This is a genomic window from Ktedonobacter robiniae (assembly GCF_016587375.1).
In the GTDB taxonomy this organism is placed as follows: domain Bacteria; phylum Chloroflexota; class Ktedonobacteria; order Ktedonobacterales; family Ktedonobacteraceae; genus Ktedonobacter; species Ktedonobacter robiniae.
Window position 1 is genome coordinate 3,089,856 of the sequence record NZ_BNJG01000001.1, and the last position, 21,481, is coordinate 3,111,336.

Annotated in this window: 14 protein-coding genes; 7 read left to right on the forward strand and 7 right to left on the reverse strand. The window is 54.4% G+C overall.

The features are described 5' to 3' along the window. The first annotated feature begins 277 nt into the window (after positions 1-277). From JMJ04_RS12955 to JMJ04_RS12965, 3 genes are all read left to right on the forward strand, one after another. Positions 278-2,212, forward strand: a complete 1,935-nt coding sequence (locus JMJ04_RS12955; RefSeq protein WP_201370894.1) for a nitrilase-related carbon-nitrogen hydrolase — start codon at positions 278-280, stop codon at positions 2,210-2,212. 183 nt (positions 2,213-2,395) lie between these two features. Next, positions 2,396-3,157 (forward strand): SDR family NAD(P)-dependent oxidoreductase, encoded by a 762-nt coding sequence (locus tag JMJ04_RS12960; RefSeq protein WP_201370895.1) that lies wholly within the window; start codon positions 2,396-2,398, stop codon positions 3,155-3,157. A gap of 122 nt (positions 3,158-3,279) precedes the next feature. After that, positions 3,280-5,397: a GAF domain-containing sensor histidine kinase gene (locus JMJ04_RS12965; RefSeq protein WP_201370896.1), complete on the forward strand. Its 2,118-nt coding sequence runs from the start codon at positions 3,280-3,282 to the stop codon at positions 5,395-5,397. Positions 5,398-5,443: 46 nt separating this feature from the next. Here the strand turns inward: JMJ04_RS12965 and JMJ04_RS12970 are convergent, their stop codons facing one another. The 5 genes from JMJ04_RS12970 to JMJ04_RS12990 all read right to left on the reverse strand — a co-directional run bounded on the left by JMJ04_RS12970 (position 5,444) and on the right by JMJ04_RS12990 (position 14,577). Continuing rightward, positions 5,444-5,614, reverse strand: coding sequence for a hypothetical protein (locus JMJ04_RS12970; protein WP_201370897.1), 171 nt, complete (start codon positions 5,612-5,614; stop codon positions 5,444-5,446). A 373-nt stretch (positions 5,615-5,987) separates the two neighbouring features. Continuing rightward, complete coding sequence (locus JMJ04_RS12975) at positions 5,988-6,224, reverse strand: hypothetical protein (RefSeq protein ID WP_236038004.1); 237 nt, start codon at positions 6,222-6,224, stop codon at positions 5,988-5,990. 151 nt (positions 6,225-6,375) lie between these two features. Then, positions 6,376-10,002 (reverse strand): AAA family ATPase, encoded by a 3,627-nt coding sequence (locus JMJ04_RS12980; protein WP_201370899.1) that lies wholly within the window; start codon positions 10,000-10,002, stop codon positions 6,376-6,378. Between the two features lie 232 nt (positions 10,003-10,234). Next, a complete protein-coding gene (locus tag JMJ04_RS12985; RefSeq protein ID WP_201370900.1) occupies positions 10,235-12,925 on the reverse strand; it encodes a DUF4012 domain-containing protein in 2,691 nt (896 codons plus the stop codon). A gap of 215 nt (positions 12,926-13,140) precedes the next feature. Continuing rightward, on the reverse strand, positions 13,141-14,577 hold the full coding sequence (locus tag JMJ04_RS12990) for a DNA polymerase Y family protein (RefSeq protein ID WP_201370901.1): 1,437 nt from the start codon (positions 14,575-14,577) through the stop codon (positions 13,141-13,143). 425 nt (positions 14,578-15,002) lie between these two features. Here JMJ04_RS12990 and JMJ04_RS12995 point away from each other — a divergent pair, with 425 nt between their 5' ends. The 4 genes from JMJ04_RS12995 to JMJ04_RS13010 all read left to right on the forward strand — a co-directional run bounded on the left by JMJ04_RS12995 (position 15,003) and on the right by JMJ04_RS13010 (position 19,292). Continuing rightward, positions 15,003-15,818, forward strand: a complete 816-nt coding sequence (locus JMJ04_RS12995; protein ID WP_201370902.1) for a hypothetical protein — start codon at positions 15,003-15,005, stop codon at positions 15,816-15,818. A 135-nt stretch (positions 15,819-15,953) separates the two neighbouring features. Beyond that, positions 15,954-16,763, forward strand: a complete 810-nt coding sequence (locus tag JMJ04_RS13000; RefSeq protein WP_201370903.1) for a GspE/PulE/PilB domain-containing protein — start codon at positions 15,954-15,956, stop codon at positions 16,761-16,763. Between the two features lie 145 nt (positions 16,764-16,908). Then, complete coding sequence (locus JMJ04_RS13005; protein ID WP_201370904.1) at positions 16,909-17,832, forward strand: GDP-mannose 4,6-dehydratase; 924 nt, start codon at positions 16,909-16,911, stop codon at positions 17,830-17,832. Positions 17,833-18,143: 311 nt separating this feature from the next. Continuing rightward, on the forward strand, positions 18,144-19,292 hold the full coding sequence (locus tag JMJ04_RS13010) for an inositol-3-phosphate synthase (RefSeq protein ID WP_201370905.1): 1,149 nt from the start codon (positions 18,144-18,146) through the stop codon (positions 19,290-19,292). A gap of 219 nt (positions 19,293-19,511) precedes the next feature. Here JMJ04_RS13010 and JMJ04_RS13015 read toward each other — a convergent pair whose 3' ends face one another. Next, a complete protein-coding gene (locus JMJ04_RS13015) occupies positions 19,512-19,709 on the reverse strand; it encodes a carbon storage regulator (RefSeq protein ID WP_007907581.1) in 198 nt (65 codons plus the stop codon). Positions 19,710-20,379: 670 nt separating this feature from the next. Next, the gene (locus tag JMJ04_RS13020; protein ID WP_201370906.1) at positions 20,380-21,264 is read right to left on the reverse strand and encodes a sigma-70 family RNA polymerase sigma factor; all 885 of its coding nucleotides are present in this window, start codon (positions 21,262-21,264) and stop codon (positions 20,380-20,382) included. Between the last annotated feature and the right edge of the window lie 217 nt (positions 21,265-21,481).

Consider the following 21,481-nt stretch of genomic DNA (forward strand, 5'->3'; position numbering starts at 1 on the left):
CCGCGATACTGTCCAATATAGTCCTATATTATCCGATACTATCAATAATTGATCTCAGGCTTTTTCTTCAAGTATGGCTGGTGTGAGAGTGGGCGACTGCCCACTCTCACACCAGCCATACATTCATACTTGAGCGCTGCAGGTGCGAAAAAAGGTATCCCCTCAAGGGAGCGAAGTGCTATAATACTACAAGCTATATTCAGGGTGACTGCTTCACACTTGAGAACATACTCTAACACCCTTTCCAGTCTTACGAGCCAGGCAGGAGTCCATCCACATGAGCACTCGCTTTGCATCCCCTACGAGTTATCGTGTCGCTGCTATTCAGTATGCGCCATCCCTGGGCGAGAAAGAGAAAAACGTTGCGGATTTGCTCGCTCTCGTTGAAGAGGCTGCTCAGCATGGTGCGCGCCTTATCGTCCTACCAGAGATGTGTACAACCGGTTATTGCTGGACAACGCGTGCGGAGATCGCCCCCTATGTGGAGTCCATTCCCGGACCAACGACCCAACGCTTTCAGGCCTTAGCCTCGCGTTATCAATGCTATATTGCCCTGGGCATGCCGGAGGTGGACACGCTCACACAGGTGTATTATAACGCTATGGTTCTTCTCGGCCCTGATGGCCCCGTGGGGACTTATCGCAAAATGCATTCATATATGTCAGAACCTCGTTGGGCGCGTGATGGCGATGGGGGGGTGCCTGTATGGGAGACACCACTTGGGCGCCTGGGCGCTATGATTGGCCTGGATGCCACTTACTTTGAGACGGCGCGCCTCGCCGCTTTACAGGAGGTAGATGTTCTTGTCTGCCCAACGAACTGGACGCTGGAACAGCATCCCACGAACTGGTGGATGGCGCGGGCCTTTGAAAACGGCGTCTACCTGCTGGTAGCGAATCGCGAGGGTAATGAGCGTGGCATGCATTTTTATGGTGGAAGTTGCCTGCTAAATCCAGATGGTTCAATTCAAGCTGCGCTGGAGACCGGATCAGGTATTCTCTATGGTGAGGTGAACCTGGCTCATAGTCGCGAGAAGCGCTGGGGGAGCGAGCAGGAGGTGTACGGGAACCGCCTCCAGGATCGCCGCCCGCGCGAATATATCTCGCTTGTCAACAATCAATACCTGTGGGAACCCTTGCGCTATCATAGCCTGTATGAGCTAGGGGAGCTACCCCAGGGGCAGTTATCATGTGTGGGTTTCCTCCAACTAGGCCTGAGCTCCTTCGCGGCCTCGCAGGCATCGACCACGCTTGAGACGTTGCAAAACCTGGTGCGCATGTGTATTCGTGATAATGCCCCTGCCTGTCCCGATATCCTGGTGCTCCCTGAACTGGTGCTTCCTGGCCCTGTATTGCTGCATCCAGCGACGCAAAATCCCGCGAGGGAGTTCGCGGACCACATACGTACACAGGCCATTCGTGTTCCGGGTCCCGAGACGGATGCGCTGGTCGCCCTGGCGCAGGAGCTTCAGGTGAGCATGGTGCTTGGGGTCGCCGAGTATGCACAGGGGAACTACTATAACACGATCCTGTTGCTTGATCCCCATGGCATCTATGGCACCTATCGCAAACTACATCTTACACAGCGGGACCGGCTCTGGGCCTCGCCGGGCAATCTCGGTCTCTCGACATTTGATACGCCCAGCGGTCGCATCGGGCTGGCAACAGGATATGATGTGCTTTTTCCGGAAACCTTACGTGTGCTGGCGGGGATGGGAACCGATCTCGTCTGCGCCCCCGCTTTCCTCGATTTCCCAGCTCCTGTACCTGTCGCGGCGATCCCTGGAGCGCGCGCGTCGTTTAGTTTCTTTATGGATGAGGATGGGAGTCAGCCTCATCACCTACTCTGGCGGGTACGTGCCGCCGAGCATAATGTGTATCTCGCCCTGGCGAACTGGAGCCAGGAGTGCGTGGGTGGGCGGGCTAATGGTATGAGTGGCGTGTTTTCGCCAAACTATACCAATGAGGTCGTCGCCGATGAAGATGAACCAGGCTTGATGATGATGACCATTGATACGCGTGAGCAGCGCACAGGGCGGCGTACCACGCATATGCTTGACTATGCTCCCGGCGATATGGCGGGCTCGTTGACGGGCGAGCTGGCTTATAATATCCTGGATTCTATTCCCGGGAACGTCGTACGCGCCAAGCCAATGCTACGTAAGCGCCAACCCTACTGGTACCTGGATATTGTGAAAGAGCGGCAGCCGTAGTCTGTTGTGCTTCGAGGCATATGTATCAATGCCTGTCAATGAAGACAAAAGAGCGTGTGGGGTCCATGTTGGTATGGACTGCTAGTGCGGCGATCTCTCCAACGGCTGGGTATCAACCTGTGGGCGAAGAGTCCATGCCAGCATGGACTCTACAATTAATTGGCACCATATGAAAGGAAGCATATGCGTCTGGCTGACAAGGTTGCGATCATTACGGGAGCGGCGAGTGGCATGGGCAGGCTGGCGGCTGAGATTTTTGCCAGGGAAGGGGCAAGCGTCGCCCTGGTTGATATTGATGATAGGGGCGAGCAGGCGGCGGCTGAGATTCGCCAGGCTGGGGGAAAAGCCCTCTTCTGCCGTGCCGATGTCTCGAGCGAAGAGGCGGTGAAAGGCATGGTGGCTCAGGTAATAGAGGCGTTTGGGTATATCGATGTGCTCTATAATAATGCGGGGGTGATGCCGCCAGAGGATGAGGGTTTGGAGCAGATCACCGATGCCCTGTGGCAGAAGGTCATGGATGTCAATCTCAAGAGTGCCTATCTCTGCTCCCGCTACGCAATTCCACATATGCTTGAGCAGGGCAAGGGTTCGATCATCAATATTGCCTCGCTGGTCGTTTTTCTGGGGTGTACGGTCCCCCAGGATGCTTATACTATCTCTAAAGGTGGCCTGCTGGGCCTGACCAAGTCGCTGGCAGTGCAGTATGGTCGCCAGGGCATTCGCTGTAACGCTATCTGTCCCGGCCCGATAGAGACCGAGTTGCTTCGTCATCTCTGGACCAGCGAGGAGGCGCGCAATACGCGGCTCAATCGTATCCCTATGGGGCGTTTTGGTGATCCAAAGGATATTGTCTATATGGCCTTGTACCTGGCCTCTGATGAATCTGCCTGGACGACCGGGGCCTGGTTGATGGTGGATGGAGGGATCTCCTCAAACTATTTTTAGTCTGACTGACGCTGGGCGTAGGAGTGTTTCTCTCGCAAGGTATAACGAAAAGGTGGTAGGAGTGTTGCATCACCCCTCAATGATGAGTGTGGAGCGTGTCTGGCTCAATGGGTAGGATTGGTATGGGACAGCATAAAAACGAGCGAATACTGAATAAAAGAATGCGCCTGGCCTTCTATACTGGCGGCACAATAGGGTGGAGTGTGGTGCTAAGCATCCTGCTCTACCTGTGTATTGTGCTGCTACTTGGATTGCTTGTGTATCGAGAGATGGCGACCAGCGATGTGTGGACGGGCCTTTTACTCTTCCTGGTGAGCCTCCTTTCGGCCCTGGCGCTGGCACGCTCACTGGTTACCCTAAGGCAGAATCAGACCTTCTGGCGTTCCCATAAGCAGCAACAAAATGAAATTAATCTGTTGCGCATGCTGGTGAATCCTCTGGTAGATGTGTTAGACAGGGCGCGTCTGTATGAAGAGGCGGCACGCCAGATCTCGACTATTTTAGGGTATGATGCTGTCGTGCTACTGACACTGGAGGAACCAGGGGAAGGCGCATCTTCTGCACAATCGCTACTTGTTCATGCTGTCTCCTCTACCTCAACCCTACTTAGCTGGCGTTCGCGCGAGCCAAATAAGCTTACTTCCATTTGTCAGGCAGGCGAGGAAACAACGATTAACTGGCATATACAAGGGGTGGCTCAATTTGATACCTGGATGCACGAGCAACACGTCTCGCTGATCACCTTTTTCCCCCTGCTCTATCATGGCAAGAAGCTAGGGGCGCTTGGGGTTGCGCGCTGCTCGGGTAGCGCTTTGAGCATGAGTGAAGCCTCGCTTTTGCGCCTCTATGCTGAGCAGTTGGCAACCTTTCTAGAATATGCCCGCTTGTATGAGGAAGCACATGAGCGACAGGTCTTCGCCCAGGCTCTGGCAAATATCGCGACACGGTTGAACGCGGCCGCCATCGAGCTGGGAGAAATGAACCAGTTGATTTGTGATGAAGGCGGGCATGCCCTCGACGCTGACTACACGATCTTTTATTTGCCTGATGAGAAGCGTGAGAAACTTGTGCCTTTAACCTGTTGGGATAAAGAGCAGGAGAGAGTGGCTCCCTCCACTACCTGGCCCGAGCTGAGTGTGCATGAGCCAGATGGGCAGACCTTTTTTGATCTCCAAGCCCGGTTAGTGCACCTGGAGAGAGCCGATGCCGTCTCCGTTTGTAAACTATCGCCTACTCGTTCGGATGTCAGCCCCCCAGACAAGGCGGCTTGCGGTAGTGCGCAGAAAGGGGTATTGCGCAATGCACTCTGGCAATGCGGCGTGAACTCCGCCATCCTGGTGCCGATGATGGCAGAGGGGGAGCCGATTGGTTTGCTGGTCTTCGCTCGAAGGCAGTCGGCTGGGCGTCAGCGACGCGCTTTCTCCGTCTTTGATTTGCCACACGCCCAGGATTTTAGTGAGCAGGCCGCGGTGGCCTTCACTAATGCCCGCCTGTATGAGCGCTTGCGTAATGCACATCGGCGTCTGCAAGAACTGGACCAGATGAAGGACCAGTTTATGATGACAGCTTCTCACGAACTACGTACTCCCTTGACCGCCGTTCAGGGCTATATTGAGCTTATTGTGCAATATGGTGATGTGCTGCCTCCTGAGGAGCGTGCGGATTTCCTGGAGAAGGCGCGTCGTGGATGCGATGAACTGACTATGCTTTTATCGAACGTCATGGATGCGAGCCGCCTGGAACGGGATGTAATTATTCGACCAGCCTTGCTCAAGCGCGTCTCTGTCTCTGAGGCTTTTGAGAGCGTAATCCTGATGATTGAACCGAATCTCACCAGGGAGAAGCGGGAATTGCATGTACAGGTGGCCGATGATCTCTCGGTGCAGGCTGATCCAATGCGCTTGCGCCAGGTCTTGCTCAACGTGTGCGTCAATGCATTAAAATATTCGGAACCAGGGACACCACTTTACCTTTCTGCCTCGGCCTATCAGGCGTCAGGGGCTGTGGTGCGTATCGATGTGACTGATAGAGGGAAGGGGATCGCGCCAGAGGATCAGGAGCTTGTCTTTCAGCGTTTCTACCGTTTAGAGGGGGATGTGAATAGTCCAGTGCGGGGATCGGGGCTGGGCTTATATATCTCCAGGCGGTTGATAGAAGCCATGGGCGGGAAAATCTGGATTACGAGCAGCGGGATCCCAGGAGAAGGGTCGACATTTACGGTCCAGCTACCCATGGCCTAAAAACGAGAGCTGTGGGATAGGATGCAGGCTCAGCAGGAGCGCTTCCTTATTTCGTGGTTCCCTCTTGCTTGCTTGCGGCCTCGGCCTGTTTCTTGACCAGGGGCGGGACGTGTTCCTCACAGAAGAGGAAGCGGCGACCTCCTGAGAGGAGCTGGGCATAGGCGGCAGGCTCGCCACAGGTATCGCAGCGACCCACGTGTGTTTTAACGGCTTTCATAAAATGGAAGACCTCCTCGCGGCATTGGTATATTGTAGAGAACAGAAGCGTTTATGTCTTCTGGGAAGTATGCTTCTCAATCCGCTCCCTATCATATCACAAATTCGCGTCTGCGGCGCTCACAAGTAAGGGGTATGGAAATGGGAGGTGCGCATCCGCGCACCTCCCATTTCCATACCCCTTACCCCATTTGAACATACCCCTTTTCTTACATAAGACATAGAGAAGAAAGGGCTTTGGGGGCGCGTTTTCGTGCTAAGACATAGTAGAAGAAGTCAGGTGAGAAGGCTTCTTAAGCCGCTTTTGCTTGTAAAGGCATTTTTGCAAGAAGGCAAACAGGAAACAAAGGGCGATGGAAGTGGGGATAGGTATACTATAGATAGTGGTGAGCAGTGATGAATGGGGTGCCAGCCTGATCTGTTGAGCTATGGCCCGCACACTGTTGAAAGCGTTGCTCCAGGGATAGAGAGTTGAGCCAGGCTCCTCTTACACTCTGTTGAGCCGCCTGTACATGTGCGTTGTCTTGCTCCAGACAAATTTTACATTCATCATCGCCACCACTCCAGATTTTATCCTTCCAAACGTCTGGCTCCGTGAGACAGAGCGACATGGTTTCCCTTTGTGACCCAGGGAGAGGCGACTGAAATTTCGGTCGCCTCTCCATTTTTTTGCTTGCTCCTGGTACATATACTAGCAAAGTGCGGCGATAGTTGAAATGGTGGAGGCTGGCAACCTGCGGCCGCCAGCCTCCACCATTTCAACTATGATGTCAGTTCTGCGTCCGCCTCGATTTCGCTGGCGTCGGGTTCGGCAAGGTGTGAGGATGGCTCGCGCATCTCTATGTCGAGCTTATCATCGATGGCTTTAACGTGAACCTCGCAGTTCTGGGGAAGGTTCGCCAGCAGGATGCGCAAGCTGAGCGGAACAGTAAGCAGCTTTTCAATCACGCGGCGCAGGGGGCGCGCTCCCTGGGTCTGGCTGAAGCCCTCCTTGCAGAGGAGATCGATGGCGCTCTCGTCCGCGTGCAGGATCAGCCCCTGCTCAAGCAGGCGTGCGGCCAGTTCGTTCATTTGCAGCCCTGTGATGGCGCGAGCCTGGCTCTTATCCAGCGGATGGAAGATGACCACGTCATCGATGCGGTTGAGAAACTCGGGACGGAAAGTTTGACGTAGCCGTTCCATAAGCTGTTCGCGTTGCATCTGCTCGTTATTTTCGCGTGAGTGCGCGCGGAAGCCACTGGGCATAGAGCGTCCCAGCATATCCGTTCCGACGTTAGAAGTCATGATCCAGATGGCGTGCTGGGCGTCGACGGTATGGCCCTGGGCGTCCGTCAGGCGTCCCGCGTCAAAGACCTGGAGGAACAGATCAAAGACCTCGGGATGGGCCTTCTCTACCTCGTCAAGTAGGACAACACAATGGGGGCGACGGCGTAGCTTGCCGGTTAGTTGCCCCTCCTGGTCGTAGCCGACATATCCTGGAGGAGCCCCAATCATGCGCGAGACCGCGTGTTTCTCCATATACTCCGACATATCGACGCGAATCAGGTGATCATCGGAGCCAAAGACCTCGGCGGCCAGGGCGCGTGCCAACTCTGTCTTGCCGACGCCGGTGGGACCCAGGAAGAGGAAGACGCCAGCCGGGCGATGGCGTGGCTTCAGGCCAGCACGTGCGACCTGGATGGCCTGTGTCACGCGATTCACTGCCTCATCCTGGCCAATGACGCGCTCTTTGAGGCGCGTATCCAGGCTCAGTAAGCGGTCGCGTTCCTCGCGTCCAGGGGCCTGCACAGGGATACCGGTGCGATAAGAGATAACCTCCGCAATCATGGGTGCGGTAATAACAGGCATGGCTTGAAAGTCGCCGCCATTATCTTCGAGATCATCGACTTCGTCTTGCTGCTTTTGCTCCATCCAGAAGATGCGGGCCTGTGAGCAGGCCTCGTCGAGCACGCTACAGGCTTTATCTGGCAGGCGCAGATTGGGCAGATACTGGACCGAGAGGTGCACCGCGGCCTGGAGAGCCTCATCGGTAATGCTCGTATGATGATGCTCCTCGTAGAGGGAGCGCATACCTTGGAGGATAGTGAGCGCATCTTCTGGCGATGGCTCCTCGACCAGGATGGGGCGCAGGCGGCGCTCCATCGCGGCATCCTTCTCAATCATGCGATACTCTTGAGGCGTGGTGGCGCCAATACAGCGCAAGCGTCCACCTGCCAGGGCTGGCTTGAGGATGCCTGCGGCATCGATACTGCCGTCGGCGGCGCGCCCGGTGCCGATCAGCATATGCATCTCGTCGATAAACAGGATGATATTCCCGCTCGTCTCCGCCTCTTCCAGTACCTTTAGCAGCCGCTCTTCAAACTCGCCGCGATACTTGGTGCCAGCGACCAGGGAACTAGCTGAGAGTTCGATGAGTCGTTTCCCGCGTAGCTCGGCGGGAACATGGCCTTCGACAATGCGTTGGGCCAGCCCATACACGATGGTTGTTTTGCCAACGCCGGAATCGCCGATGAGGATGGGATTATTGCGATCCTTGAGCATCAGCGTCTGCATGAGCAGGCGAATTTCTTTATCACGCCCAATGAGTGGCGTCAACTGATCGCTGGATGCCTGCTTCGTCAAGTCGCGTCCCAGGCGCTCAAGCACGGAGTTGCCGCCCTTGGCGCCTCCATCCGCTCCCAGTACGCCGGGAATTTCCTCTGGCACGGCCTCGGGATTGGCGCCCGCCGAGGGAACAAGTTCCAGCAGGGCATGGGCATCGCTCTGGACAATCAACTCAACTAGCTGTGTAGGATTGATGCCCAGTTTGGTGAGTAGCTCATGCGTCACACCGTCGCCCTCGCCTAGAACGGCCTGCGCAATGGCACGCTCATCGACCAGGGACGAGCCAGCCGTGACCGCGTTGCGCTCGGCTGTTTGCAAGATCTCTTTACACCGGCGGGTAGGCAGGATGGGGGTATCGATGCTCGCCTTGCCTGAACCCAGAGCCAGGCGGATGACATCGCGTACCTGTTTGGGTGAGAAGTTGAGCGTGCGCAAGGCATCCTGCGTACAGCCACCATCGAGCTTGGTCAGGGCGATAAAGAGATGGGGGGTACCCAGGTAGTCTTTATGCATACGCCGAGCCTCGCTCAAGGCAATTTCGAGAACGGCACGCAGGAAGCGGCGATCCGGCGTGCTAGCAGACGGAAGGATTGGCGACATAATCTGACTATCATCCAATGCGTCGAATTGTGGTTCCAGCGGTCTATCCTTTGTCGCGAGCGAAGTCGTGACCAGGCGTTGTGTGGGATCACCATATAGGAGGAAGGAGGCCCAGGTCGTATCGTTGCTATATTGCTGGGAGATGGCCTGGCGTGTGCGACGCAGGGCCTCACCCAGGGTCACGCCATCAGCAATATCCTGATAGAGTAGTGCCATAAAGTCGCGTGCACGCAAGGGGTTTACCGGCCAACGCATAGCAATAACGGCACCGGCACCCGATGACAAAAAGCGATTGGCCAGGCGCTCGGTATGCTCATCGCGTTCTTGCTGGTTGAGAGCATTGGTGCCGATGCGTGTCTGGCGCTCGTCCTCGTAATAGCTCAGAAAGATCAGGGGGCGCTTTGAGAGGGAGAGCGAAAGGTGTTCAATCGTATCGGCATCCAGGCGTGAATTGCCCGCCAGGGCCAGGACTGGTTCGTGACCACTCATCAACGGTAGGGCGCCTGCGTAGTGGATGATCAGGGGATTCTCTGTCGCGGCGCGCATACGCAGTTCCAATTGATTGGCCTGCTGGCGGTAGAGAATACTGCGCGAGACCGTCTCGGGAAGTGTGGTGCAGAGGGTCGCGACCTCCTCTTCCGCGCCACTAAATTCGCCCGTAGGATTGACCAGAAAGAGCACAGAGGCTTGCTGGCTCTCGCGTTTCCCCTGTTTGCGTGCCTGGCGTTCTACATATGCACCAGGTTGAGCAAGATCACGTTCCTGATACGTATGGGAGGTACGCCCAATGCTTAGAGATTGGCAGAGATAGCGTCCTGGCTTCTGACTCTGGTCAAAAAGTAATTCCCAGGGAATGTCCGGGGTATTGGTTTTGAGAAGCAACGGAGTCGTTAGATTGCGGAGCGCTTCTTGTAAAGATGGCGGGAGAAGCGAATCGAAGAGGAAGCGACCAAGAACGAGTTGCACATCATGGAGTGTATTGGAGGAGCGTTTCCCCTCAGCCAGACCTGACGTCTGCGCAGACTGTGCGACGGCTTGCAGCATACGGCGAAGTCGTTCACGTGTCTCCAGACTCAGATCGACGCTGATCTCCTGTCCCATGGACGCCTGGCCATCGGGAAGATCAAGACGAAAGCGGTAATGTGTGTCAGATCGAATAATTGTTAGGATCGCTGGCTGTTCCATAGATACTTCTCTTCCACAAGCTTCCCGTAAAACATTTTAAACGTTGAGTGGCTACAAAACAGGAAAAGTATTTCAGGGTGTTCCATCGCACCAAGCTCATGCTATTTGTACAGTATAAGATAGCATATTCATTCCAGAGAGGCAATAGCAAAAAAGCCCCGTCAAAATGTTCCAAAAGAATGTGATGTGCTGGGGGCAGGCTTCGCCTCTTGCCAGCACACCACATTCCCTTCTACACGCCTGGACCAGGATAACAATTGCTGTCATGTGCCAGGGCCTGCTGTGGGGACTTGAGCTGGAAGCTCTGATCCTGCGTAAGCGTGCCATTGAAGTAGGTGCCTGCTGAGGAGATGCTCGCGCAGTTTCCCGTGGGTGGCAGGAGCGAGAGATCCCATTCGGGGAAGGTGCCACTCTGCCGCTGGATGAGAAGCTGGTAGGGAGCCGTTCCCATCGGGGGGACGTACCAGGAGACGGTCGCCGTCAGCGTACAGTTTTTCGGCACCACGAGGTAGCCTGCGAACATCGCGCGCCCTGGTTCATCACTCTGAGAACTGGATGGCTCGCCAATCTTGTTTAAGGGATGCCACTGGTGATAATAGGGGTCGTTGAGCATAGGCGCGCTCGCTCCCGCCTCGTATTGTCCCGGTGGACAGATCAGCTCTTGTTGGGAATAAATACCGTCTCTGGGGCAGGTGCCAAAGCCTCCGTCACAGAGAGGATCGTTGGTATAGAAGCCATCGCCACTCAGCAGTTTAGCGGTGGGGGGGACATAGATGCGCACATAATCGCGTAGCGTATCCAGCCCATAAACAGAATTGATCTGGTTATAGGCCAGGCGAAGCTGGAGGACATGGGTTGCCCCGCCTTGAGCGTCGAGGGACACCGTGTCCTTAAAGATACTGCGTGTAAATTGCGAGGCCTTGCTGGCACTCACGTTTTCCTGCACGATGTAGAGTCCATCGTGGGTTGTGGCGCGGTCGACCTCGGCGGCATAGCCATAGCGACTAAGAAGAGCCTGGGCCTGTGGATTACCCAGGTAGACCTCTAGATCCTTGGTTTGCAGGCTATGGAGAAACATGGTTGCCAGTTGTAAGAGATCGTTGACAGGTGCGTTCTGGATGCGCTGCATCAGGGCTTTTTCGACGCGACTGGTGAAGAGCTTACGCGCCTGGGCAGGATCTTCAACGTGCTCGATAAGCTCGCTGCGCCGAATGCCCGCGTTATCAAGCTGGTAGTAATGCAGGCGTTCCTCTAGATTTTGCGAGGTGACGGTCTCGTTATACTCGCTAATGGTCAGGGGACCCGTGACGGCGAGTACGCGCTGAATCATAAAAGGCGAGAACATAATGACGCCATCGATATCGCGTTTGACCTCGGTATGGTACAAATTCGTGATGATCTTCGCCGAGGTGGGAAAGTCCGCGGAGAGATTGGCGTCGCGAATGCCCCAGTTATCGAATGGCCACCAGGAGCGATAGGCTTCGGGTGCTGGCTGACCGCTGGTGGGGGTATCTGGCGCATACTCAAGTAGACCGATATCCTTCAGTGTAATAGGCGAGACACGTCCACCCGTAACGGTTACCTCGGCATACTGTCCATTGAAACCGCCAGTCGCGCGTAACTCGCCTCGATCCATCGTTTGCAGGAGAAAGGTCCGTGGCGTGTTAACGCCAAGTAGCCAGTTAGCAACGCCTGCCAGGCTTTCAAGGAGCGAGAAGCCCTGCTTCAATTGAGGGAGCATTTGTAGGTATTGCTGGGCCTGGGCGCGTTGCTTATCGCTTAGGGGGAGCGCGCTGATCTGTAATTGTTGTGCCTCTGTCGCGATACGGTCGATGCGCGGTTGAACCTGGTTGAGCGTCTGCTGAATTTGCGTAATATCTGTAGAGGTAAAGAGCGGATCTTTGGTGTTTCCCAGGAGTGGCGTATGCAATTTGGGCGCGAGCTTGCTGACAAGTGTCAGGGCATCATTGCCGACATAGGTCGCCTCAATGCCGATGTGTAGCGCCTGGCGTGCGGCAACAATTTGTTGCTGATAGGATGAGAAGTTTGCCTCTACCAGGTGAACCAGCGATGAGTCATTGAGAATGTGTTGGGCCGAGGTAAAGTCCATGCGTGCGGCATTGATCTCCTCCTGCGCCTGCTGGATTCGCTGCGGATTGAGCAGGTTGGGCGTCTTCTGAGCGGGATTCTGCGAGGTCGAACCTGAAAGCAGGTTCTTGACGTTTTGCAGATGCTGAATGCCCTGGTTGGCGTGTGCACGCAGGGCATTGTATGTCGAGAGGCCACTGAGGCCATAAACGATTCCGCCAGCCAGGGGGGCGAGGATGCTGAAGACCAGCAAGAGACGCAGGCCCAAGGAGAGCTTCTGATGCCGGGTCAGGGCCTGAAATATCGATAGGTGAAGCCTCGCTGCCCATACCTGTGGCTTAAGAGGTGACAATGGAGTGGTGGCAGCGGCGGCTACAGGCTCCCCAGATGTGGTTGCTGCCTTCTCTGTAACATTGGAAGTATCTTCTGAAGTATCTTCTTTAGAGGCGGAAGGACTTTCAGGTATCATCTCAGTTGTTGCAGCTTCCTCAGTCATTGGCTGTGGTGTTTCGGGCGAAGCAGAGATATCTTCTTTGATATGCTCACCTGGGCTACTGACGCTCTCACTGGTCTCCTGTGGCTCCTCCACTATATGGGTTTGCATTGCCTCTGCTAGAGCCACCGTAGTAGGTAGAGGCGTGCTGGGGAGGGGCAGAGGTGTGTTTGCATACGCAGTTGGAGAACTGGTATCAGCCTCTTTCTCTTCTCCCTGCTGATCGAGAGTTGTTAGATTACTCTCCTCAATCTGATCTGGAATTACTTGTTGCGTACTGGCTTCGAATGAGTTCTGCTCAGAGGCAGATTGTTTCTCTGCATCATCGTTCACTTGTGGCACACATCTCTCTTCTTTGTACGTATGCACGTATGGATATTCCTTGCCATAACTATAACGTATCAGTTTACCTGCATGTTTCAAATCATGGCTTTTGGTCTGGCATGAGGGCAGGGCGGGCGTATATAGACGGCGCTGCTAAAGCCCGCGCTTACATATAATGGCGCGAATTCCCGTACCATTATATGTAAGCGCGGGCTTTAGCAGCGTTGGGCAATTTAGCGCGAGAGTTTACGCGTGGGGCGTCCGCGTCCACGGACGGCTGGTGGATAGTAGGTGGGGAGTGCTGAGATGATGTCCCCGATGCGCAATTGCACCTGGAGGTAGCGATGCCCCTCCCGGTGATAGTGAGCGAAGAGCATCAGGCTGTGGTGAGCAATGACATCGGCGTCATCGGTATGGCGCGAGAGGAGCATTTGCCCCCCTACGGACTCCTCGGCTGTCGTGACGGCCATTTCTTCGCCATCGTCCCCCATAACCAGCTTGCGAGTCTCACGCTTCTGGGGTCGATAGGGCCAGAGTATCAGGGCAATCGACTGCCCCTTGAGGCGTTGCTCGCGCAGACGATCACTGAGATAATTGGCGAGCTTGCGCGCCGCGGCACAGGCTTCATCGGCATCTGCAGCATGATGGAAGCGGATGCGGGCATTTTGGCTGAGGGGTGGCACATCGGGAATAACCAGACTGATATCTTCTCCTTGCGCGACATGGTAGAGCCAGCCACCCAGGCGTCCCAGGCGGCGTGCAAGCCCATCTTCAGTCAAAGTGGCGATCTGGGCAAAGGTCGTAATGCCAAAGTCACGCAGGTGCGCAAGCATCTCGGCGACCGCGATGGGATCGGCCTGCTCGCTTTTCCCCTCGATGTCGGGTGTGTGGGCGCGGCTGGTCTCATTTGTTTCTGCTAATTCGGGGAGTGCGCCGGGAATGCCGGTTCCCGCTGAGCGCAGTTGGAGCAGCATCGAGAGCGAGAGCGTCTGGACGAACGATGCCTCACGCCCGGGTGGAATATAGAGTACGCCCTGGCGTCCATCGCGCCGGCTCATAAGTGCCGCCAGTTCGGCGATGGCCTTGCCATTGGCGATACCAATCTGTGCGGTAAGGCCCATCTCAGCGATTTCAGCGCAGAGGCGCTCGCCCAGGGTCACAGGCGAATCAAACGCCAGTTCGCATCCGCGCAGGTCGATAAAGACGTCGGCCAGGGGGAGGGATTCAATGATGCGCGAATAGGCGCGGTAGCGCTCGCGTAACTTTTGTAAATAGGGCTGGTAGCGTTCATTGGAGGCAGGCAAGAAACGCGTTCGGGGAGCGATCCGGTGCGCGCGTCGTAGCGGCATACCGGGAATAATGCCCAGGCGTACGGCTGCCGGCGAGGCATCAATGACACGCCCGGGTTCATTGGGGCGTCCGTTCCCGGTCCCGATGACAAAGCTCAAACCGCGTAAGGTTGGATCGAAGATCTCTTCGAGCGTGCAATAGAAATTACGAATACGCACATGCATCACGCCCTGGCGCAAGCGTGCGCGTTCGACGGCTCGTGCAGCCTGCTCTGGCGACATGTCCACGCCGTTATCGACGGGAGCCACATCTTGTGCTAGCTGGTCTACATGCAGCAGTGAGTGGGTTGAGGGTGGTGCTGAATGAATGGGTGGTTGCATGTTATTCTTCAAAATTCTTTGCTACTTCTGCTATTAATTTCTTCTATGAACAGGTGCCGCTCTGCCCGGTAGGCAGCATTAGCAAGCCTACTAATACTAACGTAAGCGATGAAGCTGTTCGCGTACGAATTCTTCCGTCGCAAGCGGTTTGCACTCCTCATTGTGATACGCCAAATGCACTGTGTCAAGTCTTCTTCGCTTCTACTTTCGCGCCTGCGGCGCTCAGGGGTAGGAGGGAAGGGCATGTGGCACGGGATTCGCTCGTGCCACATGCCCTTCCCTCCTACCCTCGGCGAGCTTGCGAGCTGAAATGGATGACTTTGGTGCAACTCTGTTTTTTGAGAAGAGAAAGGCGTGACAGATGTAAGCTGTATCAAGTACAATAGTAGTAATGGTATTAGTAAAAATAGGATGTGGAGGTGGAGATGGGGCAGCAGGAAGTATCATCCTCGATGGCAAATGGGCAATTTAAGGTTGAAACTGTTCAACGCTTAGTACAAACCTTGCTCTCCCCCTTACAGGTGTACTGTGCGTACACTACTGAACAGGGGAGTAGTCTTCAGACCTTGCAGTTGTGTGTCTATCATCTCCTCGTTACGATGCAGGCCCTCTATCAGCATCATATACCAGCATTAGCGCAATTGCGAATGCCAGCAGCGGTGGCCCAGAGCAGCCAGGTGGGGGAGACACGCGAGAGTGTTGAGCTTTTCGCGCTTCGCTATCAGTGCTGGCAACGTTTGCGCGAGATTGAAGGGCAATGCGTACGCCTGTTGCCCTGGGCTCATATGCTGAATACTATTCTTACGATGATGCTCGATCAAGTTGAGCGTTTGCCGGAGCCCCAGCAGGGACAGCAGACGCTTGCTCGTTCCCAGTCTGAGAAGGCTACGGCTCTGTCTCGGCGGGCTGGGCATGACCTGGTAATACCTATGAAGGACTGGCTCGACGTGTATATACGCCAACCTGTTTTTCTATCCATCCTGGGCCAGAGTGGCCTGGCCCCTGATACGTTGCAGCACCTGGATAGAGACCTCATAAGCTTTTTGCAGGTAGCAATCAACATGTTAGAGGAGACCTTTCCTAAAGTGGTTGAGACACTTCCCGCGCGTAAGCATGTTCAGGCCCTGGTGCTCCTCCAATTGTTACAAAGAAATGATTTCTTAATCATGCAGGCAGTCTCCTTACAGCGCGCCTTGAGCCTGCTGCGGTATCAGAACGTACCCGCGGGTAAACCAGAGTGAATATACTGATCTTAACCAACAGGGAAAACTTTTAACGCAAATACAACCTGTTTCGCTGTTCGATGTCCAGCCTCTTGCGGTATGCTTATGTCGGCATGTATCCATGCAAGAATTCAGAGGTAGAGGAGTTATAGCATGCGCGAGCAGGGGGCGTCCAGACTAGTATACCCGCCATCTATGAATGCATATGCATATGTAGATCTTGGGGCGTTACACGAGTTGGAGGATGCGGTACTGGCGTTCTGGCAGCGTGAACAGAGGGAACTGGCGCTGGTCTCGTTTACGTTTGAGTTTGAGCAAGCCGAGCAAGCTGCTAATGGCACGCGTGTGCTCGTGGAGCGTGTGCGTGCGTTTGTGCGCAAGACAGACCAGGTCTTTGTGTTAGGGGAAAGCTGCTACTTTCTACTGCCTGGGGCCAGGCTGGAGGGCGCGCGCATCGTCCAGGAGCGCCTGTGGCAGGCGCTGCTCTGGCAGGTGCATGAGCAGGAGTTGGACACGGGTGAGGGTCCCATGGTGATGCAAAGCAGCCTGAGGACCTTGCCAGATGCACCACAACGAAGCGGACAACTAGTGCAACTGGCTTTACGTGAACTCCGACAGGCATCGCGTTCCTTTCAGTTCTATCAACGGCAACTTCTGCATCCACATGAGGCCCTCTCCTCTCCATCTGGACCTGATGACCTTGCTCGCCTGGCTCAACGTATGGGTGTTCCCTATCTTTCCTCGCTTCCAGGCAACCTCCCAGTGCAGGTGCGGAACCTGGTAAGCAAGCAATTGGCGCAAGAGCTTCAGTGTTATCCCCTTGGCTGTGAAGACGATGTCTTGACGGTCGCGATGGCTGACCCCCGCAATGAGGCCGCCCTGAGCCGTTTACAGCAGGAAACTGGTTTGACGATCTATCCAGTTCTGACAAGTAAGCATGAACTCCAAAGCGTATGGTTGTAGGGATGTTGAAATAAAGCCGCTCCAGTGACTATAATAACCTGAAACATGTCTTGTATACAAGCATGATGTTCTACATTATCCCCTCTCTCCGGCGGTGCGGTTGAACTGTGCCTTAGAGCGATATTTGTCAGAAAGGTTTAACAACATGAGGATACTGGTCACGGGTGGAGCTGGTTTTATTGGTTCACATATTGTTGATCACTATATTGTCGCGGGCCACGAGGTGGCCGTGGTCGATAATCTCTGGTCGCATGGGGGTGGCAACCTGGCAAACCTCAATCCACAGGCACAATTATTTCGCGCCGATATTACCGATGAAGAGTCCCTGGCCCATATTTTTGATGCAGTAAAGCCCGAGGTGGTGTGTCACCAGGCCGCCCAGCACAGCGTAGCCGTTTCCACAAAGGACCCCAAACTCGATGCGCACGTGAATGTCTTTGGTTTACTTTCTATCCTGAATAACTGTACCCGCGTAGGAACGCGTAAGATTATCTTTGCCTCCTCGGGTGCGACCTATGGCACGCCTACGCGTTTGCCTGTTGACGAGGATGTAATGCAGCGTCCAGAGTCGCCCTACGGCATCACCAAAATGGTCGCTGAGCACTATCTGCGTTACTGGCATGAGGCCAATGGCCTGACGTATACCGCTCTGCGTTATGGCAACGTCTATGGTCCACGCCAGGACCCGAATGGTGAGGCGGGCGTCATCGCTATTTTTGCCAGGCGCTTCTTAACGCACCAACCTGTGCGCATCGATTGGGATGGCGAGCAGAGTAAAGATTATGTCTATGTGGCCGATGTGGCTCGCGCCAATGTGCAGGCCCTTACGCGTGGCGATAACGAGATTTTTTGTATCGGCACGGGTGAGGCGGTCTCGGTCAACGGTATTTATAAGACGCTAGCCGCGGTTACTGGCTATGAACCAGAGATTGTGCGCGCTCCCAAGCGTCCTGGTGACCTCTATAAATCGCAATTTAACTGCGGCAAGGCTGAGCGCATCCTGGGTTGGAAGCCAGAGGTCTCCTTTGAGGAGGGCGTGCGCGCAACCCTGGCCTTCTTCCAACAATAGCAATTGTAGGGTCCATGCTGGCATGGACTCAAAGCCTTGCTATGCGAAATGCGACCCTATATGGTGTGCATCCTGCATGTGTCAGGTTATGAGTCCATGCCAGCATGGACCCTACAACTTTTTGGGTATATCCGCCAGAAATCGGAATGGGTAATTAATTTCCCTATTATTGGGAATAAAATTTCTCACGAAAAATGTTCTCTCTTAATGGTGACCTTCTTGCCTGAAAGGTTGCTGTTCAAGGTTTTTTTCTTGCTCTTTACCATAAAGAAGAGGGCGTTTCAGAGTATACATTATGAAGGAGTGAGTACATGGCGGATAATCGCAAAGTGCGCGTTGCCATCATTGGTGTTGGAAACTGTGCCAGTTCCCTGGTGCAAGGCGTCCAATATTACCAGAATGCCAAAGAAGATGATTTTATCCCGGGCTTGATGCATGTCAACCTGGGTGGTTATCATATCCGAGATATTGAGTTTACCGCGGCCTTTGATATCGATACCAACAAGGTTGGCAAGGACCTGAGCGAGGCCATCTACCAGGAACCCAATAACACCTATCGTTTCGCGGATGTCCCCTACCTCAACGCCAAAGTGTACCGGGGTATGACGCATGATGGCCTGGGAAAATATTTGTCCAAAGTGATCACAAAGGCGCCTGGTTCAACTGATAATATCGCGCAAATTCTTCAGGATACCAAGACCGATGTGGTCATTAACTATCTGCCGGTAGGCTCTGAGACAGCAACCAAGTGGTATGTTGAGCAGATCTTGCAGGCAGGTGTGGGTATGGTCAACTGCATTCCAGTGTTTATCGCCCGCGAGGAGTACTGGCAGCAGCGTTTCAAAGAGGCCGGAGTGCCGATTATTGGCGATGATATCAAGAGCCAGGTTGGTGCCACCATTGTGCATCGTAAGCTAGCGCGCCTCTTCCGTGAGCGTGGTGTCAAGCTTGAGCGCACTATGCAGCTCAATGTCGGCGGTAACACCGATTTCTATAACATGCTGGAGCGCGAGCGCCTGGAGTCCAAGAAGGAGAGCAAGACCAACGCAGTCACCAGCCAGCTTGACTATGAGCTGGGAGGAGACAATGTGCATATCGGTCCTTCCGATTATGTAGCCTGGCTTAGCGACCGCAAATGGGCCTATATTCGCCTGGAGGGTCGAACCTTTGGCGATGTGCCCTTGAACGTCGAACTCAAGCTTGAGGTCTGGGATTCGCCCAACTCCGCAGGCGTTGTCATTGATGCCGTGCGCCTGGTGAAGCTTGCCATGGATAATGGCATCAGCGGCACACTGGAGGCACCCAGCGCCTACCTGATGAAGTCACCATCAGTCCAGTACTCAGACGACATCGCCCGCGACATGACCGAAGCCTTTATCCAGGAGATGGCTGGCGCGCAGAAGGGGCCTGAAACCACCCTTGAGCAGGCCAATGGCCACGTGGAGGCCCGACGCTACTAAAGTACGCGTCTACATATGACAAGTTTGGATTGCAAGTAAGGATAAATGCTATGCTGCGCCCTGGCAGCCGGAGGCTGCCAGGGCGCAGCATAGCATTTATCCTTGCGAGCGCCGCGGGCGCGAGAAGTCATGCGGACTAGTAAAAAGAAAAAGGAGGTAGTGTAGAAGAGTTTTCTTCTGCACTACCTCCTCCTTGTGTATGCGGTCCACGTAATAGAGCTAGCGTTGCTGTAGGGGGGAAGAATTCTGTACGGGTGTCTCGGGCACAGATCGTAGCAGCTCCTCGCGCACGATGCTAACATCTGGAGGGGCGCTAATCCCAATTTTGACGCGCTCGCCTTCAACAGCCAGCACCGAAATGTTAATTACACCAGCAAGCACTATACTTTCGCCAACTTTTCGTCGCAATACAAGCATGCATAGCTCCCTTCATCAGAAGCAAATTCCAGGCGTCCCTGCGCTGCGAGGCTTCTCAATGCGTGTGCGTGAGGGCGCCGCATTAGTAAAATGGCAAGTCACGATGTGCCCTTACCATTGCCAGTTTCAAACGCAAGGCCCGTAGACAATGGGTATCGTTCGCACAATCTGCTCATCGATATAAACTTACACGAGATAAGTTTCATTTCTCAGTATACATTCTGCTACAACCATGCTCTCTACGATGTAGGTACCATTCTGAACTTGTGCCTGAAGTTCTAGAATGCGCTCAGTGCGTCTTTGAACCCCTTCTTCATAGGTGGGCAGGTTATAGAGAACGACTGCACGGTTTGGGGCCGTATGAAAGATTATCTGCTGTGGGTGGCATGGAAAAGCTTCATGGACAGGTGCCTCCCATGTCGTATAGGATATGACCCGATTTTCAAGCCGTTTGTGCTCTACATATTCATGCTCAAAACGAGCATTCATAATATTCTCTCCGTCGCGTTACTGAGAGGGTACTCTCATTATACCGCTAACCCCCTCGGGGTGTCTTTATCTACACATTGTTATCGACAACCCAGACGCCTTCATTAGGAGAAAAAACGGTGGAAACTCGGGTCGCTACGAGAATTACTGTTTGTGAATATGACGCTCACGCCTACCCTTTTTAGTGTGTGCGCGTCGTCTCCATATGATGTTTCCCACCCGAATGGTGGTAGGCATATACGGGCTGCGTTTCGCCCTCGCTCTTTGCTTTCCCTTGGTCCTTGCTGGGAGCTGTTTCGCCCGTTTGATAGGCGCCCAAGGTCGAGCGGAGCCGTACAAGGGCCTGCATACGTAGCTGACAGACGCGAGACTCCGATACATTCATTATACGACTGATTTCCTTCATGGTTAGCTCTTCCTTGTAGTAGAGGGAGAGCAAGAGCTGTTCACGTGGCGGGAGATGCTGGAGGGCTGTAGAAAGGGCCTGAATTAACTCTTCGCGTTCAACTGCTTCACCGGGATCTTGCTGACTCTCATCCTCTAGCATATCACCCAGAGAGGCGCTCTCATCTTCCTGAATGCTTGATCCCAGCGGGGCATCCAGTGAAAGCACCGAGACGCTCATCTCCGTGAGCATCTGTCGATAGCGTTCCACGCTGACATCCAGTGCCTTAGCGGCCTCTGCCTCGGTCGCGGGCCGTCCCAGTTGCTGTTCCAGCTCGGCGTGAGTCCGTTCGATCTGGCGGATACGTGAAACGGATGAACGAGGAAGCCAGTTCAGTTGGCGGATCTGGTCAATCACGGCTCCACGAATGCGAGGAGTAGCAAAAGCCTCAAAGCGCACTCCTCGTGATGGATCATAGCGGTCAATCGCGCTGATGAGGCCGATCATGCCATAGCCGATGAGATCCTCGCTATCCATGATACTGGTTGGAGGGATGCCTAAGCGACCAACCGCGAGACGTACGAGAGGCGCGTACATAGTAATCAATTCATTCCGGAGTTCTGAGCTTTTATGTTCCTGGTATCTTTCCCAGATTTCACTCAAGGTAGCCGTTGCCTGCATGGGCTTATTGCCACTCCTTTCAGCAGAAATAATCTCTTTCTGCGCTCTCCTTCTTCTGCTCTTGGTACATAAAGTGTAGTAGCGATGAGTGGCAGAGGGACATTGACTCTAGTCCCTGGTTTGGGCAACAAAAGTCCCTAAGCCATATCCCTCTCTAGGGACTATAAAGTTAGGTGTAGAATGCCGATAAGGAAAGCTAGAGTAGCACCTTGATGAG

Coding starts and splice junctions, on each gene's coding strand:
- JMJ04_RS12955 (WP_201370894.1), top strand. CDS start 278: ATGAGCACTCGCTTTGCATCCCCTACGAGTTATCGTGTCGCTGCTATT.
- JMJ04_RS12960 (WP_201370895.1), top strand. CDS start 2,396: ATGCGTCTGGCTGACAAGGTTGCGATCATTACGGGAGCGGCGAGTGGC.
- JMJ04_RS12965 (WP_201370896.1), top strand. CDS start 3,280: ATGGGACAGCATAAAAACGAGCGAATACTGAATAAAAGAATGCGCCTG.
- JMJ04_RS12970 (WP_201370897.1), bottom strand. CDS start 5,614: ATGAAAGCCGTTAAAACACACGTGGGTCGCTGCGATACCTGTGGCGAG.
- JMJ04_RS12975 (WP_236038004.1), bottom strand. CDS start 6,224: ATGTCGCTCTGTCTCACGGAGCCAGACGTTTGGAAGGATAAAATCTGG.
- JMJ04_RS12980 (WP_201370899.1), bottom strand. CDS start 10,002: ATGGAACAGCCAGCGATCCTAACAATTATTCGATCTGACACACATTAC.
- JMJ04_RS12990 (WP_201370901.1), bottom strand. CDS start 14,577: ATGCAACCACCCATTCATTCAGCACCACCCTCAACCCACTCACTGCTG.
- JMJ04_RS12995 (WP_201370902.1), top strand. CDS start 15,003: ATGGGGCAGCAGGAAGTATCATCCTCGATGGCAAATGGGCAATTTAAG.
- JMJ04_RS13000 (WP_201370903.1), top strand. CDS start 15,954: ATGCGCGAGCAGGGGGCGTCCAGACTAGTATACCCGCCATCTATGAAT.
- JMJ04_RS13005 (WP_201370904.1), top strand. CDS start 16,909: ATGAGGATACTGGTCACGGGTGGAGCTGGTTTTATTGGTTCACATATT.
- JMJ04_RS13010 (WP_201370905.1), top strand. CDS start 18,144: ATGGCGGATAATCGCAAAGTGCGCGTTGCCATCATTGGTGTTGGAAAC.
- JMJ04_RS13015 (WP_007907581.1), bottom strand. CDS start 19,709: ATGCTTGTATTGCGACGAAAAGTTGGCGAAAGTATAGTGCTTGCTGGT.
- JMJ04_RS13020 (WP_201370906.1), bottom strand. CDS start 21,264: ATGCAGGCAACGGCTACCTTGAGTGAAATCTGGGAAAGATACCAGGAA.